Annotated in this window: 15 protein-coding genes; 7 read left to right on the plus strand and 8 right to left on the minus strand. The window is 68.9% G+C overall.

The genetic code is table 11. The features are described 5' to 3' along the window. The first annotated feature begins 34 nt into the window (after positions 1-34). Positions 35-1,045 (plus strand): Gfo/Idh/MocA family protein, encoded by a 1,011-nt coding sequence (locus FSV73_RS10155; RefSeq protein WP_145007359.1) that lies wholly within the window; start codon positions 35-37, stop codon positions 1,043-1,045. 81 nt (positions 1,046-1,126) lie between these two features. On the opposite strand, the gene FSV73_RS10160 is transcribed toward FSV73_RS10155, so the two are convergent. After that, positions 1,127-1,339 (minus strand): hypothetical protein, encoded by a 213-nt coding sequence (locus FSV73_RS10160; RefSeq protein ID WP_145007361.1) that lies wholly within the window; start codon positions 1,337-1,339, stop codon positions 1,127-1,129. Here FSV73_RS10160 and FSV73_RS25570 point away from each other — a divergent pair. The 6 genes from FSV73_RS25570 to FSV73_RS10185 all read left to right on the plus strand — a co-directional run bounded on the left by FSV73_RS25570 (position 1,338) and on the right by FSV73_RS10185 (position 7,189). Then, positions 1,338-1,502 (plus strand): hypothetical protein, encoded by a 165-nt coding sequence (locus FSV73_RS25570; RefSeq protein WP_186309209.1) that lies wholly within the window; start codon positions 1,338-1,340, stop codon positions 1,500-1,502. The genes FSV73_RS10160 and FSV73_RS25570 overlap by 2 nt on opposite strands. A gap of 128 nt (positions 1,503-1,630) precedes the next feature. Next, positions 1,631-2,560 carry a sugar ABC transporter substrate-binding protein gene (locus tag FSV73_RS10165; RefSeq protein ID WP_145007363.1) on the plus strand — a complete coding sequence of 310 codons (930 nt, stop codon included), beginning with the start codon at positions 1,631-1,633 and terminating at the stop codon, positions 2,558-2,560. Positions 2,561-2,826: 266 nt separating this feature from the next. Continuing rightward, entirely contained in the window at positions 2,827-3,186 is a 360-nt protein-coding gene (locus FSV73_RS10170; RefSeq protein ID WP_145007365.1) for a hypothetical protein, read from the plus strand. 46 nt (positions 3,187-3,232) lie between these two features. Next, positions 3,233-4,783 carry a sugar ABC transporter ATP-binding protein gene (locus FSV73_RS10175; RefSeq protein ID WP_145007367.1) on the plus strand — a complete coding sequence of 517 codons (1,551 nt, stop codon included), beginning with the start codon at positions 3,233-3,235 and terminating at the stop codon, positions 4,781-4,783. 60 nt (positions 4,784-4,843) lie between these two features. Further along, positions 4,844-5,869, plus strand: a complete 1,026-nt coding sequence (locus FSV73_RS10180; protein ID WP_145007369.1) for an ABC transporter permease — start codon at positions 4,844-4,846, stop codon at positions 5,867-5,869. Positions 5,870-6,073: 204 nt separating this feature from the next. Further along, positions 6,074-7,189 (plus strand): Gfo/Idh/MocA family protein, encoded by a 1,116-nt coding sequence (locus tag FSV73_RS10185; RefSeq protein ID WP_145007371.1) that lies wholly within the window; start codon positions 6,074-6,076, stop codon positions 7,187-7,189. On the opposite strand, the gene FSV73_RS10190 is transcribed toward FSV73_RS10185, so the two are convergent. From FSV73_RS10190 to FSV73_RS10220, 7 genes are read right to left on the minus strand one after another with little or no spacing between them, the layout of a single operon-like run. Beyond that, positions 7,186-8,775 carry a gamma-glutamyltransferase family protein gene (locus FSV73_RS10190; RefSeq protein ID WP_145007373.1) on the minus strand — a complete coding sequence of 530 codons (1,590 nt, stop codon included), beginning with the start codon at positions 8,773-8,775 and terminating at the stop codon, positions 7,186-7,188. The two genes, FSV73_RS10185 and FSV73_RS10190, sit on opposite strands and share 4 nt — an antisense overlap. 11 nt (positions 8,776-8,786) lie before the next feature. Beyond that, complete coding sequence (locus FSV73_RS10195; protein WP_145007375.1) at positions 8,787-9,659, minus strand: ABC transporter permease; 873 nt, start codon at positions 9,657-9,659, stop codon at positions 8,787-8,789. Then, positions 9,656-10,603 (minus strand): ABC transporter permease, encoded by a 948-nt coding sequence (locus tag FSV73_RS10200; protein ID WP_145007377.1) that lies wholly within the window; start codon positions 10,601-10,603, stop codon positions 9,656-9,658. Before FSV73_RS10200 ends, FSV73_RS10195 begins: the two co-directional genes overlap by 4 nt. A 2-nt stretch (positions 10,604-10,605) precedes the next feature. Then, positions 10,606-12,108, minus strand: a complete 1,503-nt coding sequence (locus tag FSV73_RS10205) for an ABC transporter substrate-binding protein (RefSeq protein ID WP_145007379.1) — start codon at positions 12,106-12,108, stop codon at positions 10,606-10,608. Next, on the minus strand, positions 12,105-13,193 hold the full coding sequence (locus FSV73_RS10210) for an ABC transporter ATP-binding protein (RefSeq protein ID WP_145007381.1): 1,089 nt from the start codon (positions 13,191-13,193) through the stop codon (positions 12,105-12,107). The genes FSV73_RS10205 and FSV73_RS10210 overlap by 4 nt, the downstream gene beginning before the upstream one ends. After that, positions 13,190-14,176 carry an ABC transporter ATP-binding protein gene (locus tag FSV73_RS10215; protein ID WP_145007383.1) on the minus strand — a complete coding sequence of 329 codons (987 nt, stop codon included), beginning with the start codon at positions 14,174-14,176 and terminating at the stop codon, positions 13,190-13,192. Before FSV73_RS10215 ends, FSV73_RS10210 begins: the two co-directional genes overlap by 4 nt. Next, complete coding sequence (locus FSV73_RS10220; RefSeq protein WP_145007385.1) at positions 14,173-14,895, minus strand: FadR/GntR family transcriptional regulator; 723 nt, start codon at positions 14,893-14,895, stop codon at positions 14,173-14,175. The genes FSV73_RS10215 and FSV73_RS10220 overlap by 4 nt, the downstream gene beginning before the upstream one ends. Positions 14,896-14,998: the final 103 nt, after the last annotated feature.

Here is a 14,998-nt window from a genome sequence, read left to right on the forward strand (position 1 = left end):
ACTCCACAACAAGTCCAAATCGGAGAATGAAGTCATGACCTTGAACATCGGTGTCATCGGAACCGGCGCCATCGGCCGCGAACACATCCGTCGCCTGAGCCATACCCTGCTGGGCAGTCGCGTGGTGGCGGTGACCGACATCAACGCCGAGCAGGCCACCCGGGTGGTTCAGGAGCTGGGCATCGCCGCCGAGGTCTACCCGGACGGCCATGCGTTGATCGCCGCGGCGGACGTCCAGGCCATCGTGGTCGCCTCCTGGGGCCCGACCCACGAGGAATACGTGCTGGCGGCCATCGCCGCCGGCAAGCCGGTGTTCTGCGAAAAGCCCCTGGCGACCACCGCCGAAGGCTGCAAGCGTATCGTCGAGGCCGAGCAGGCCCATGGCCAGCGCCTGGTACAGGTGGGCTTCATGCGGCCCTACGACGCCGGTTACCGCCAGCTCAAGGCCGTGCTGGAGGCAGGGCGCATCGGCGCGCCGCTGATGATCCACGCCGCCCACCGCAATCCCACGGTGAGCGAGCACTACAGCACCGACATGGCCATCACCGACACCCTGATCCATGAGATCAACGTGCTGGCCTGGCTCCTGGACGACCACTATGTGTCCGCCCAGGTGGTCTTTCCGCGCAAGGCGCCGGCGGCGCGCGAGCACCTGCGCGATCCCCAGGTGGTGCTGCTGGAGACGGCCAAGGGCGTGCGCATCGACGTCGAGGTGTTCGTCAACTGCCAGTACGGCTACGACATCCAGTGCGAGATCGTCGGCGAGCGCGGCATCGCCCGCCTGCCCGAGCCGACCTCGGTGCAGTTGCGCAGCGAGGCGCGGTTGTCCAACGAGATCCTCATGGACTGGAAGGACAGGTTCATCGCCGCCTACGACGTGGAGTTGCAGGCCTTCATCGATGACCTCGCCGCCGGCCAGCTGACCGGACCCTCGTCCTGGGACGGCTACATCGCCGCGGTGACTGCCGATGCTTGCGTAAAGGCGCAGGACAGCGCGGCCATCGAGCCCATCAGCCTGCCCAGCCGGCCGGCCTTCTACGGCTGACCGCCGGCGAGCGTCATCGGGTGTGTCATCGCTGGCTGGGAAACAGCCTTGGCCGGGCCTTTTTGTGATCCGGCCGAGGTTTCAGCCCGGCCCGCTAGGCAGGTGGGCACCGGCCGGTGATAGCGTGCTGGCGCCTGTTTCGCTGGTCCGCCGAGTAATCTGCATATTTTTTCCATAGCGTTTGTATTGGAAATAAAATTCCAATAGAGTGGTTTCAGGTAGCTGCACGAACACGACCTTGCGCCGCTCGGCCAAGGCGTAACCAACAAGAACAAGATCAGGTGCCGTCCCCATGAAGACTTCCGTATCCCCTGCGGTCAACTCCAGCCCCGCGTCCGACCTCACCCCGCCCCTGCCGGCCATCCTGGGGTGGCTGCTCCGGCTGTGCAGTCACGAGCGCTCGGACGCCGTGATCGGCGCCATGCCCGGCGCGCCCGTCCTCTACCGCCTCAAGTGACGCCCGCCTGACCTGATCGCGAGTACCCCTCGAGGCCGGGCCGAGCGTGCCTGGCCTCTTGCCTGCGGGTGCCTCGCGTCGGCCCAGCGCTGCCCCTTCGCCATCCCGCCCAGAACGGAGTTTCGTCCATGCCTTGCAAACCTCGCCTTGCCGCCCTTGCCGTGTCCCTGCTGCTGGCCAGCACCTCGGTGCTCGCCGATATGAAGATCGGCGTGAGCATGCCCACCTTCGACGACAACTATCTGACCTACCTGCGCGAAAACATGAGCAAGAAAGCCAAGCAGGACGGTATCGAGTTGCAGTTCGAGGATGCCCGCAACGATGTGGTCAAGCAGCTGAACCAGGTGCAGAGCTTTCTCAGCCAGAAGGTCGATGCGGTGATCGTCAATCCGGTGGATACCGCGGCCACGCGCAACCTGATCGAGTCGGCGACCAAGGCGGGTATTCCCCTGGTGTTCGTCAACCGCAAGCCGAACGACCCCAAGTTGCCTGCCGGGGTGGTGACGGTGACGTCCAATGACCTGGAGGCCGGGCATCTGCAGGCGCAGTACATCGCCGATAAGCTGGGCGGCAAGGGGCAGGTGGCGATCCTGCTGGGTGAACTGTCCAACAACTCGACCCAGGTGCGGACGGCGGGTTTCAAGGAAATCCTCGCCAAGTATCCCAACATCAAGATCGTCGAGGAGCAGACCGGCATGTGGCTGCGTGACAAGGGCATGGACCTGACCAGCAACTGGCTGCTGGCGGGCAAGGAGATCGATGGCATCCTGTCGAACAACGACGAGATGGCCATAGGCGCGGCCATGGCGCTCAAGCAGGCCGGCAAGAAGGACGTCCTGGTCGGCGGCGTGGACGGAACGCCCGATGCCCTGGCGGCCATCAAGCGCGGCCTAATGGCCGCGTCGGTGTACCAGGATGCGCGCGGCCAGGCCGAAGGGGCGATCAACGCCGCGGAAAAGCTGGCGAAGAAGGAAAGCGTCGACCAGAACGTGACCATTCCCTACCGGCTCATCACCGCGGAGAACGTGGCGGAATTCCAGGCCATGCTCAAGCAGTAGCACGCCGGGACTCAGGCGGCCCGCGGCGGTCGCCCGAGGGGGAGGCTGGTCCGCACCCTCCGCTAGACAACTACCGGTCTCTGCAGCAGGCCGCACTGCGCCAGAAAGGCTCCCGATCGGGGGCCTTTTTTCATGGGCGTGCGAAAGCATAAAAATTCCAAAAAGATATTGACTGGAAAATAATTTCCAATCAAAGTCGGGCTATGGGTAGCTGCCTTGGGCCTCGTCCCGGGTAGCCGCTACGACAACAATAAGAAGGTGTGATCATGACGTCCGCTCGCTTGGCGCTCGTGCTTGTCCGCATTCCGCTCCCTGGCTGCCCGGGTCCGTTGCTGACCCTCAGCGGTGTCGCCACGGTGGAGTTGCCGGTCCGCCTCGGCCTCGACGCCACTCCGGCCCCCAGCGCCACCACCCGGCAAAACGCCGAGTCCAGCCGCGCCAACGGCATTCCCCCGGTTTCTGTCGGCCGCTGCGCGCAGGTCAGCAGCCGTCCCGCCGGCCTCTTCGTCGACACCCAGGAGCGCGCCGGCGGCGCTCAGCCGCCGGTCGTCTCGCGGCCGGGTGCTCCCCGGGTCGCGCGCCACCTCGTCACCCCTGACAACCCTCAGCAGTTCCAGCGTCTATGACTGAAGCCGCGAGCGGCCCTGGGTGGCTCGCGAGGAGATCCCGATCATGCTCAGTTCTGCCACCACCGCGGTGCCCGACGTCCCGCCAGCCGCCGCTTCCAGCGACTACCTGCTCGAAATCGTCGACGTCACCAAGGAGTTTCCCGGCGTCAAGGCGCTCTCCCACGTCCAGTTGCGGGTGCGGCCGGGCACGGTGCTGGCGCTGATGGGCGAGAACGGCGCGGGCAAGTCCACGCTGATGAAGATCATCGCCGGCATCTACCAGCCCGACGCCGGCGAGATCCGCCTGCGCGGCGCGCCGGTGCGCTTCGAGACGCCGCTGCAGGCGCTGCAGTCGGGCATCGCCATGATCCATCAGGAACTCAACCTGATGCCCTTCATGACCATCGCCGAGAACATCTGGCTGGGCCGCGAGCCGCTCAATGCGCTGCACCTGGTGGATCACGGCAGGATGCGCCGCCAGACCCAGGCGCTGCTCGACCGGCTGCGCATCCGCCTGGACCCCGACGAGGCGGTGGGCGAGTTGTCCATCGCCGGGCGGCAGATGGTGGAGATCGCCAAGGCGGTGTCCTATGACAGCGATGTGCTGATCATGGACGAGCCGACCTCGGCCATCACCGAGACCGAGGTGGCGCACCTGTTCTCGATCATCGCCGACCTCAAGGCCCAGGGTAAGGGCATCGTCTACATCACCCACAAGATGGACGAGGTGTTCCAGATCGCCGATGAGGTGGCGGTGTTCCGCGATGGCCAGTACATCGGCCTGCAGCGCGCCGACAGCCTGAATGGCGACGGCCTGATCACCATGATGGTGGGCCGCGAGCTGAACCAGCTGTTTCCCGAGCGCACGGCGCCGCGCCAGGAGGTCTTGCTGGCGGTGCGCGACCTGGGCCTGGACGGGGTGTTCTCCGGCGTCTCCTTCGACCTGCACGCCGGCGAGGTGCTGGGCATCGCCGGGCTGATGGGCTCGGGGCGCACCAATGTCGCCGAGACCCTGTTCGGCGTGACCCCGGCCACGGCGGGGGAGATCCGCATCGATGGCCAGTCGGTGCGCATGAGCGATCCTCACTTGGCGATCCAGAAGGGCCTGGCGCTGCTCACCGAGGATCGCAAGGACACCGGCATCTTTTCCTGCCTGACGGTGGGGGAAAACATGGAGGTCGCGGTGCTGCCCGGCTTCGCCCGCGCCGGCTTCGTCCAGCAGGGGCGGCTGGATCTGCTCTGCGAGGAGATGCGCAAGCAGTTGCGGGTGAAGACCCCTTCGCTGGACCAGTGCATCGCCAATCTCTCCGGCGGTAACCAGCAGAAGGCGCTGATCGCCCGCTGGCTGATGACCCAGCCGCGCATCCTGATCCTCGACGAACCCACCCGCGGCATCGACGTGGGGGCCAAGGCCGAGATCTACCGGCTGATCGCCAAGCTGGCCGCCGAGGGTCTGGCGGTGATCATGATTTCGTCCGAGTTGCCCGAGGTGCTGGGCATGAGCGACCGGGTGATGGTGATGCACGAGGGCACCGTCACCGGCTTCCTCGACCGCAGCGAAGCCACCCAGGAGCGGGTCATGCACCTGGCCTCGGGCAATCCCGTCCTGCACTAGAACGCCTGACCCACGGCGGGCTCCTGCCCGCCGCTCCCGGCATACAAGAGGTAGAACAAGATGAGTGCCCTTCTTGACAAGAAAACCGCCGAGCTACCTTCCGCGCGCCCGCGGCGCCGCATCCCCACCGAACTGGGCATCCTGCTGGTGCTGCTGGGCATCGGCCTGGCCTTCGAAGCCTTCGGTTGGGTCCTGCGCGACCAGAGTTTCCTGCTGAATTCCCAGCGCCTGGTGCTGATGATCCTGCAGGTCTCGGTGATCGGCCTGCTGGCCATCGCCGTGACCCAGGTGATCATCACCACCGGCATTGACCTCTCTTCCGGCTCGGTGCTGGCGTTGTCGGCCATGGTGGCGGCGAGTCTGGCCCAGACCTCCGACTTCGGCCGGGCGGTGTTTCCCTCGCTCACCGACCTGCCGGTCTGGATACCGGTCATGGCCGGCCTCGGGGTGGGGCTGCTGGCGGGCGCCATCAACGGCAGCATCATCGCCTTCACCGGTATCCCGCCGTTCATCGCCACCCTCGGCATGATGGTCTCGGCCCGCGGCCTGGCCCGCTACTACACCGAAGGCCAGCCCATCAGCATGCTGTCCGACAGCTACACCGCCATTGGCGCGGGCGCCATGCCGGTGATCATCTTCCTGGTGGTGGCGGTGATCTTCCACATCGCCCTGCGCTACACCAAGTACGGCAAATACACCTACGCCATCGGCGGCAACATGCAGGCGGCGCGCATCTCCGGGATCAACGTCAAGAAGCACCTGATCATCGTCTACAGCATCGCCGGCCTGCTGGCGGGGCTGGCCGGGGTGGTGGCCTCGGCGCGGGCCGCCACCGGCCAGGCCGGCATGGGCATGTCCTACGAACTGGACGCCATCGCCGCCGCGGTGATCGGCGGCACCAGCTTGGCGGGCGGGGTAGGGCGCATCACCGGCACCGTGATCGGCGCCCTGATCCTCGGGGTGATGGCCAGCGGCTTCACCTTCCTCGGCGTCGACGCCTACATCCAGGACATCATCAAGGGCCTGATCATCGTGATCGCCGTGGTCATCGACCAGTACCGCAACAAGCGTAAGGCCAAGCGCTGAGGCGCACAGGTACCCGCCGCTTTTCCCCCTCTCCCCCTGAGAGAGGGCCGGGGTGAGGGCCAAGCCTGCACCCCACTGCCTTTCCCCCTCTCCCCTTGGGAGAGGGCTGGGGTGAGGGCACTCCCACCCTTCACCCACCCCTTTACCCGGCCGGCTACTGGCTTGGCCGGCCGGGTCTTTCTACACACCCTGACGGAGAGTGACATGCGCGACCTCGGCATCGGCCTGATCGGCACCGGTTTCATGGGCCACGCCCACGCCCAGGCCTTCCATCACGCGGCGAGCAGCTTCACCCTGCCGGTGCGTCCACGCCTGGTGGCCCTGGCCGACGCCGATCCCGAGCGCGCCGCGCGGTGCGCCGATGCCTGGGGCTTCACCCGCAGCTGTGACTGGGAAAGCCTCATCGCCGACCCCGCGGTCGAGCTAGTGGCCATCACCACGCCCAATCTGCTGCATGCGCCCATGGCGCTGGCCGCCCTGGCGGCGGGCAAGGCGGTCTATTGCGAAAAGCCCCTGGCGGTCAGCCTGGAAGAGGCCACGCGGATGCGCGACGCCGCGCGCAGCGCCGGGGTGGTCAACCGGGTCGGCTACAACTACCTGCAGAATCCCCTGCTCAAGCAGGCGCGCGAGCTGATCCAGAGTGGCGAGCTGGGCGAGATCCTCAGCTTCAGCGGCGAATTCAGCGAAGACTTCATGGGCGATCCCCAGGGGCCCTTCACCTGGCGCTGCGAGACCCGCCAGGCCGGCGGCGCCCTGGCCGATCTGGGCAGCCATATCCTGTCGCTGGCGCGCTTCCTGCTCGGCCCGGTGGCGGCTCTGTGCGCCGATCTGCACACCGCCCATGGCCAGCGGCCGCACCAGGGCGGCACCCGGGCGGTGGAGATCGACGACCAGGCGCACCTGCTGCTGCGCTTCGCCAATGGCGCCCGCGGCACCCTGACCACCAGCTGGCTCAAGCACGGCCGCAAGAATCGCCTGGCGGTCGAGGTCTGCGGCACCCGCGGCACCCTGGTCTTCGACCAGGAGCGACTCAACGAACTGCGCCTCTTCCAGGTCGGCGATCGCCCGGGCCTGGCCGGCTTCCGTACCCTGCTGGCCGGCCCGCACCTGGCGGACTACGCCGCCTTCTGCCCGGCGCCCGGCCACCAGCTCGGCTACAACGAGCTCAAGACCCTGGAGGTCCGCTCGCTGCTGGAAGCCCTGGGCGGCAACCCCGGGCATACCGGCGTCGACTTCCAGGAAGCCTGGGAAGTGGAACGCCTGGCCCAGGCCGCGCGCCAGTCGGCGCAGGAAGAGCGCTGGGTCAGGCTGGACGCTTAGTACCCCGCCACCAGGCCGTCCTTGCGCGGGTCGGAGCCGCCCACGTAGCCGCCGGCGACGCGCTGGATGATCTGGGCGCCGCCGAAGGCGAACACGCCGGAGGGCTCTTCCACCGTCACCTCGTGGCCCAGGGCCCGCAGCGCTTCCAGGGTGGCCGGGTCCAGGCTGCTTTCCACCGCGACCCGGCGGCCGCCTTCGAGGCGCCAGCGCGGGGCATCGGCGGCGGCCTGGGGATTCTGCCAGTACTTGAGGATGCGCAGCATCAGCTGCAGGTGCCCCTGGGCCTGCATCGGGCCGCCCATTAGGCCGAAGGCCATCAGCGGGGTGCCGTCGGCGTTCATGGCGAAGCCGGGGATGATGGTGTGGAAGGGTCGCTTGCCCGGCGCCACGCTGTTGACGTGGTCCGGCGCCAGGGTGAAGCCGGCGCCGCGATTCTGCAGACTGATGCCGGTACCCGGCACCACCACGCCCGAGCCGAAGCCCATGTAGTTGGACTGGATGAAGGAAATCATCATGCCGCTGTCGTCGGCCGCCGACAGGCAGACGGTGCCGCCGGGGCGCGGGGCGCCATAGCCGGGATCGCCGGCGCGCGGCCCGAGCAGCCCGGCGCGTTCGCGCAGGTAGGCCGGGTCCAGCAGGTGTTCGGCCTGGACGCGCATGTGCGCGGAGTCGGTGACGTGCTGGTAGAGATCGGCCAGCCCCAGCTTCATGGCCTCGATGGACCGGTGCAGGGTGGCGGGGCTGTCCACCGGGTCGTCGCCGATGCCGGCGGCTTCGAGGATGCCCAGGCCGGCGAGGGTGGCGATGCCCTGGCCATTGGGTGGCAGCTCATGGACCACGGCGCCGGCGAAGGGCACCGAGAGGGTGTCGATCCAGTCGGCCCGGTGGGCGCGCAGGTCTACTTCGTCCAGCACCGCGCCGTGCTCGCGGGCATGGCGGGCCATGGCCTGGGCCAGTTCGCCCTGGTAGAAGGCGGCGCCTTCGCTCTCGGCGATGGCCTCCAGGGTTCGCGCATGGTCAGGCAGGCGTACCAGGGTGCCGGCGCGGGGCACGCCGTTGGCCAGGAAGCAGGCGGCGAAGCCGGGTTGGTCCTTGAGCTGCTCGGCGCCGCGGCGCCAGAGTTCGGCGATCACCGGGGTGAGCAGGAAGCCGTCGCGGGCATAGTGGATCGCCGGAGCGGCGAGGGTGGTCAGCGGCAGCTTGCCGTAGCGCTGGGCCAGGGCGACCCAGGCTGAGACGGCACCGGGCACCGTGACCGCACCCCAGCCGCGCGCCGGCATGGCGCTCTGGCCGGCGAAGAATTCCGGCGTCCAACCGCGCGGCGCGCGACCGGAGGCGTTGAGGCCCTGCACCTGCTTGCCGTCCCAGACGATGGCGAAGGCGTCGCTGCCGATGCCGCAGCCGGTGGGTTCGACCACGGTGAGCACCATGGCGGCGGCCACCGCGGCGTCCACCGCGTTGCCGCCGCGGCGCAGCATCTCCACGCCGGCCTGGGCGGCCAGCGGCTGCGAGCAGGCCACCAGGTTGCGGCCCATGACCGGCGAGCGGGCCGAGGAATAGGGGTTGTGATAGTCCAGATCGAGCATGGGTAGGGATCTCATTGGTGACGAGGATCGAGGGCGTCGCGCAGGCCGTCGCCCAGCAGGTTGAAGCCCAGCACGGTGAGGTAGATGCAGACGCCCGGGGCGATGGACATCCAGGGCGCCTGCTCCATGAAGTTCTTGGCGGTGTTGAGCATGGAGCCCCAGGAGGGCATCGGCGGTTGCTGGCCGAGACCGAGGAACGACAGGCTGGCCTCGGCGAGGATGGCGGCGGCGATGGTCAGGGTGGCCTGCACCACCAGCGGCGAGAGGATGTTGGGCAGCACGTAGCGCCAGAGGATCCAGCGATCCGGCAGGCCGATGGCGCGGGCCCCTTCGAGGTAGTCCTCGTGGCGGATGGCCAAGACCTGGCCACGGGTCAGCCGGGCGAACACTGGCATGGCGGAGAGGCCGATGGCGATCATGGCGTTGCCCAGGCTCGGCCCGAGGAAGGCGCCCAGGGCGATGGCCAGCACCAGGAAGGGACAGGACAGCAGGGCTTCCACCAGGCGCGAGACCAGGGCGTCCAGCCAGCCGCCGAAGTAGCCGGCGACCAGGCCCAGGGGCACCCCTACCAGCAGGGCGATGGCCACCGAGACCACCCCGGCCAGCAACGAGCTGCGCGCGCCCCATAGCAGCCGCGAAAGCAGGTCGCGGCCGAGTTCGTCGGTGCCCAGCCAGTTCAGCGCCGAGGGCGCCTTGCGTACCGCCAGGAAGCTGGTCTTGAGCGGATCGAAGGGAGCCAGCCAGGGCGCCAGCAGGGCGGCCAGGGCGAACGCCAGGATCAGTGCGGCGCCGAGCAGCGCGCCACGGTTGGCGCTGAACTTGCGCCAGAAGGGCGAGCGGGCGGGCCTCAGGGTGGCCGGGCGGGGCAGGGTCAGGGCGTTCATGCGGCTTGCCTCAGGCGCGGGTTGATCAGGCGGTAGAGCAGGTCGGCGACCAGGTTGAGCAGCACGAAGCCCACCGCCACGCAGAGCACCACCCCCTGGACCACCGCGTAGTCGCGGTTGAACACGGCGTCGACGATCATCTTGCCGAAGCCGGGGATGCTGAAGACCTGTTCGGTGAGCACCGCGCCGCCGAGCAATTCGCCGAACAGCAGGGTGGTGAGGGTGACGATGGGCATCAGCGCGTTGCGCAGCGCATGGCGCAGGATCACCACCCGCTCGCGCAGGCCCTTGGCCCGCGCGGTGCGCACGTAGTCGGCGCGCAGCACCTCCAGCATGGCCGCCCGGGTATGGCGCATCAGGGTGCCGGAGAGGCCGGCGCCCAGCACGAAGGCCGGCAGGATCAGGGTGCGCAGGTTGCGCAGCGGGTCTTCGTGGAAGGGCACGAAGCCGGAGGCCGGCAGCCATTGCAGCTTCACCGCGAACAGTAGGATCAGGAGGATGCCGAGCCAGAAGTGCGGGATGGAGATGCCGGACAGGGCCACCAGGTTGGCGCCGTAGTCCACCGCCGTGCCCCGGCGCACCGCGGCGAGGATGCCGGTGGGAATGCCGATGGCCAGCGCGATGAGGATGGCCAGCAGCGACAGCTCCAGGGTCACCGGCAGCTTCTCGGCGATCAGCGCCGTCACCGGCTGGTCGGTGCGCAGCGAGATGCCCAGGTCGCCCTGCAGCACCCCGCCCATCCAGTGCAGGTATTGCACCGGCAGGGGATCGTTCAGCCGGTACTTCTCGCGCAGGAATTCCAGCACCTGGGGATCGCGTTCCTCGCCGGCCATGGCCAGCACCGGATCGCCCGGCAGCAGTTGCTGCAGGGTGAAGACGAACAGCGACACCAGCAGCAGGGTGGGCAGGGCACTGAGCAGGCCACGCAGGAAGAGGCGCAGCATGGCTATTGTCCGCGGCTGACGCCGGCCAGGCGAATCAGGCCGTCAGGGTTGGGGATGAGGCCCTTGATGTCGGCGCGGGTGGCGATGATGCGCGGGTCGAAGTAGAGGTAGAACACCGGCAGTTCCTCGCGCAGCAGGGTCATGGCCTGGGCGTAGAGCGCCTGGCGCTGGGCCTGGTCGTTGATGGTGCGAGCCTGGTTGAGCAGCTGGTCCAGCGCCGCGTTGCAGTAGTGGCCGTCGTTCTGGTTGCCCTTGCAGGTGACGAACTGGTGCACGTTGCCATCCGGGTCGGGGCGGCCGGACCAGGCGCTCAGGCCGAGCTGGAAGTTGCCGGCGTGCTGTTCGGCCAGCAGGGTGGCGTATTCGGTGGCGATCAGGTTGACCTCGAAGCCGGCCTCGGCGGCCATGGCCTGGATCAGCTGGCCCACCTGCTGGGCGATGGGGTTGTTGGCGATCTTCAGCTCCACCTTGACCGGCAGGGCGACGCCGGCGGCCTTGAGCAGCGCCTGGCTGCGCGCCACGTCGCGGGCCGGCACGGCGAAGGCCTTGTCGTAGTAGGGGCTGCTCTGCGGGAAGGGCTGCACGCTGGGCGCATAGAGGCCTTCGAAGACCACCTGGTTGAGCGCGTCGCGATCCAGCGCCAGGTCGAAGGCCTGGCGCACCCGCTGGTCGCCGGCGAAGGGGTTCTTCGCCCGGTCGCCGTTGGCCATGTTCACCATCAGCTGCATGTAGCCCAGCCCCGGGGTGTTGTAGAGGGTGAAGCCGGCCTGGCCCTGCAGGCCCTTGACGTCGGTGGGCGCGACCCGCTCGATGATGTCCAGGTCGCCCGAGCGCAGGTTGGCCAGGCGTACCGAGGTGTCCGGGATGGGCAGGAAGACCACCTTGTCGAAGTGATAGGCCGCGGCGTTCCAGTATTGCGGGAAGCGCTCCAGCACGATGCGGTCCTGCTGCACCCGCTGCACGAAGCGATAGGGACCGGAGCAGACCGGCTTGCTGCCCACGTCGCCCGCGGAGGCCTTGGGCGCCAGCATCATGCCGGCGCGGTCGGAGAGCTGGGCGAGCAGGGTGGCGTCGGGTTGCTTGAGGCGGATGCGCACGGTCTGGGGATCGACCACCTCCACGGTATCCACCGAGGCCAGCTCGCTCTTGCGCAGCGAGTCGGGCAGGGTGCGGGCGCGGTCCAGGTTGAACTTCACCGCGGCGGCGTCGAAGGTCTCGCCGTCATGGAAGGTCACGCCGGGGCGCAGTTGCAGTGTCAGGCTGCGGTTGTCGTCGCTCCACTGCCAGGCGGTGGCCAGCTGGGGCACCAGCTCCAGTTGCGGTGAGACGTCCACCAGCTTGTCGCACAGGGCGGTGTAGACCAGCCGGCCGGAATAGGTCCGCGAGCGGTGCGGATCGAGCACGTCGGGATCGTCCTGGATGCCGATGCGCAGGGTGGTCTCGGCCACGGCGGAGCCGCCGGCCAGGAGCAGAAGGGTGGCGGTGAGCCAGGCGGAGGCTTTCATGGGGTGGACTCCAGGAGGGACTGATGACGGTTGAACAGGGCCAGGCGGCGGGTGAAGGCCGGGCTGGTGGCGATCAGCGGCGGCGGCGAGGCGCCCGCGCCGGCGATCTCGCGCCAGAAATGACAGGCCACCCGGCCTTCGCCGGCGGTGGGCTCCAGCAGCGGCTTGGCTTCGCGGCACAGCGGCCGGGCGTGAGGGCAGCGGGTATGGAAGCGACAGCCGCTGGGCGGCGCCGTGGGGCTGGGCAGGTCGCCACCGAGCAGGGTGCGTGGTCGCCGCGCCCGCGGATGGCTGACCGGCACCGCGGCCAGCAGCGCCTGGGTGTAAGGGTGCAGGGGCGTCTCGAACAGCGCCTCCACCGGCGCCAGCTCGACGATCTCGCCCAGGTACATCACCGCTACCCGGTCGCTCATGTGGCGGATCACGCCCAGGCCGTGGGCGACGATGATCAGGGTCAGGCCGAAACGCGCCTTGAGGTCTTCCAGCAGGTTCACCACCTGGGCCTGTACCGAGACGTCCAGCGCCGACACCGGCTCGTCGCCCAGCAGCAGCCGCGGCTCGGCGGCCAGGGCGCGAGCGATGCCGATGCGCTGGCGCTGGCCGCCGGAGAATTCGTGGGGATAGCGGCCGGCCAGTTCCGGCGCCAGGCCCACGGTGCGCAGCAGCTCGGCCACCCGCTCGGCGCGCTGGCCGCGATCCAGCGGCTGGTGCAACCACACGGGCTCGCCGACGATGTCGGCGACACTCATGCGCGGATTCAGCGAGGCGAAGGGGTCCTGGAAGATGATCTGCAATTCCTGGCGGACCTGACGCAGCGCGGGCGGGCTGAGATTGCCCAGGTTGCGGCCTTCGTAGATGACGTCGCCAGCGGTGGGGGCGAGCAGGTTGAGCAGCAGGCGGCCGAGGGTCGATTTGCCCGAACCGGACTCGCCCACCAGGGCCAGGGTCTCGCCGCGGCGCACCGTGAAGGAGACGTCGCTCACCGCCTGCACCGGCGGCCTTGGGCGCTGCAGGAAACCGGCCTGGCCGCCGAAGTGCTTGGTCAGGCCGATGGCTTCGAGGATGGGACGTTCCACGGCGTTCATGCAGAGGTCTCCAGGTGCTGTTCCAGGGGCGCGCGGAGGCAGGCCACCTGCTGCCCGGGGGCGAGCTCCACCAGTGGTGGCGGGGCGAGGCGACAGGCGTCGAGGACGAAGGGGCAGCGGCTGGCGAAGCGACAGCCGGCGGGCATCTCGGCGGGCGTCGGCACCCGGCCGGCGATGGTCGCCAGCCGCCCCGTGCGCGGGCCCAGCGAGGGCATGGAGCCCATCAGGCCAATGGTGTAGGGGTGCTGTGGATCGTCGAACAGCTGGGCGACCGGGCCGGACTCCACCACCCGGCCGGCGTACATCACCGCCATCTCGTCGGCGACCTCGGCGACCACGCCGAGGTCGTGGGTGATGAGGATCATGGCGCTGCCGGTCTCGGCCTGCAGGCTGGCGATGAGTTCGAGGATCTGCGCCTGGATGGTCACGTCCAGCGCCGTGGTGGGCTCGTCGGCGATGACCAGCGCCGGATCGTTGGCCAGCGCCATGGCGATCATCACCCGCTGGCGCATGCCGCCGGAGAGTTCGTGGGGATAGGCCGCGAGCCGCTGGGCCGCGGCCGGCACCCGTACCTTCTCCAGCATCTCCAGGGCGCGCTGGCGGGCGGCCTGGGTGCTGCCACCGCGATGACGCAGTATCGTCTCCATCAGCTGCTCGCCGACGGTGAAGGCCGGATTCAGCGAGGTCATGGGCTCCTGGAACACCATCGCCAGGCGATCACCGCGCAGGTCACTGCGGCGCGCCGCGGGCATGGTCAGCAGGTCTTCGCCCATGAAGCGCGCCTGGCGCGCCTGGATGCGGGCGCTCGGCGGCAGCAGCCCCATCAGCGCCATGGAGGTCACGCTCTTGCCACAGCCGGATTCGCCCACCAGGGCCAGGGTCCGGCCCGGCTGCACGGTGAAGCTCAGGCCTTCCACCACCGCGGCCGGAGCGCCGGCGAAACGTACGCTGAGATCGTCCACCACCAGCACCGGGGCGCTCATAGGGCCTGCTCCAGGGTCTGTTGCAGCACGCTGTCCAGCGCCAGTTGCAGGGCGCGCAGGTGGGCGCGCATCACCGCCGCGGCGCGCACCGGATCGCGGGCATCGAGGGCTTCCACCAGGGCCTGGTGGTCGTCGTGATAGGCCAGCAGGCGCTGGGCGTTGCGTGCCCGGTGGCGCAGGTCGCGCCAGATGGGGTCGAGGCGGATGGCGTCGAGCATCTCGAACAGGTCCAGCAGCAGGCGATTGCCGGCGGCCTCGGCGATGCTGCGGTGGAAGGCGCTGTCCCACAATTCGATGGCATCGGCGTCCTCGCTGCTGCCCAGGCGCTCGAAGGCGGTGCGCTCGGCCATGCGGCGGATCAGGGCGCGCTGTTCGCCACTGGCGCGCTGGGCGGCCAGGGCGGCGAGATTGGGCTCCAGGTGCAGCCGCGCCTCCATGACCTCGATGAAGTTGGTGCGCCCGGAAAGCTGGGTGAGCGTGAGGGCTGCGCTCGGCGGCGTGGGGCCGACATAGGTGCCCTTGCCCTGGCGGCGCCAGACCTGGCCCTCGGCCTCGAGCACCGCCAGGGCGCGGCGGATGGAGCGGCGGCTGACACCGAATTCGCTGGCCAGCTCGCGTTCCGGCGGCAGCGGCTTGTCGGGGACGCTGCTCTGCTGGGCCACCAGGTTGCGCAAGGCATCCAGGGCCAGGCGGGCACTGTCGTCGGTATGGATCTGCATCGAACCTTTGCCTCTTAGGTCTGGGCGATCGCCAGGCGCGAAGCGCGCTGTCAGCGCGTTCGCCGGGGGATCCGGATGCCAGTAGCGGGTGCAAGGGCGATGC

It is taken from the genome of Pseudomonas oryzihabitans (assembly GCF_007665395.1).
Lineage (GTDB): Bacteria > Pseudomonadota > Gammaproteobacteria > Pseudomonadales > Pseudomonadaceae > Chryseomonas > Chryseomonas psychrotolerans_C.

What these genes read in the sequence shown, in the direction of transcription:
- FSV73_RS10155 (WP_145007359.1), top strand. Translation starts at nt 35, where the DNA reads ATGACCTTGAACATCGGTGTCATCGGAACCGGCGCCATCGGCCGCGAA.
- FSV73_RS25570 (WP_186309209.1), top strand. Translation starts at nt 1,338, where the DNA reads ATGAAGACTTCCGTATCCCCTGCGGTCAACTCCAGCCCCGCGTCCGAC.
- FSV73_RS10160 (WP_145007361.1), bottom strand. Translation starts at nt 1,339, where the DNA reads ATGGGGACGGCACCTGATCTTGTTCTTGTTGGTTACGCCTTGGCCGAG.
- FSV73_RS10165 (WP_145007363.1), top strand. Translation starts at nt 1,631, where the DNA reads ATGCCTTGCAAACCTCGCCTTGCCGCCCTTGCCGTGTCCCTGCTGCTG.
- FSV73_RS10170 (WP_145007365.1), top strand. Translation starts at nt 2,827, where the DNA reads ATGACGTCCGCTCGCTTGGCGCTCGTGCTTGTCCGCATTCCGCTCCCT.
- FSV73_RS10175 (WP_145007367.1), top strand. Translation starts at nt 3,233, where the DNA reads ATGCTCAGTTCTGCCACCACCGCGGTGCCCGACGTCCCGCCAGCCGCC.
- FSV73_RS10180 (WP_145007369.1), top strand. Translation starts at nt 4,844, where the DNA reads ATGAGTGCCCTTCTTGACAAGAAAACCGCCGAGCTACCTTCCGCGCGC.
- FSV73_RS10185 (WP_145007371.1), top strand. Translation starts at nt 6,074, where the DNA reads ATGCGCGACCTCGGCATCGGCCTGATCGGCACCGGTTTCATGGGCCAC.
- FSV73_RS10190 (WP_145007373.1), bottom strand. Translation starts at nt 8,775, where the DNA reads ATGCTCGATCTGGACTATCACAACCCCTATTCCTCGGCCCGCTCGCCG.
- FSV73_RS10195 (WP_145007375.1), bottom strand. Translation starts at nt 9,659, where the DNA reads ATGAACGCCCTGACCCTGCCCCGCCCGGCCACCCTGAGGCCCGCCCGC.
- FSV73_RS10200 (WP_145007377.1), bottom strand. Translation starts at nt 10,603, where the DNA reads ATGCTGCGCCTCTTCCTGCGTGGCCTGCTCAGTGCCCTGCCCACCCTG.
- FSV73_RS10205 (WP_145007379.1), bottom strand. Translation starts at nt 12,108, where the DNA reads ATGAAAGCCTCCGCCTGGCTCACCGCCACCCTTCTGCTCCTGGCCGGC.
- FSV73_RS10210 (WP_145007381.1), bottom strand. Translation starts at nt 13,193, where the DNA reads ATGAACGCCGTGGAACGTCCCATCCTCGAAGCCATCGGCCTGACCAAG.
- FSV73_RS10215 (WP_145007383.1), bottom strand. Translation starts at nt 14,176, where the DNA reads ATGAGCGCCCCGGTGCTGGTGGTGGACGATCTCAGCGTACGTTTCGCC.
- FSV73_RS10220 (WP_145007385.1), bottom strand. Translation starts at nt 14,895, where the DNA reads ATGCAGATCCATACCGACGACAGTGCCCGCCTGGCCCTGGATGCCTTG.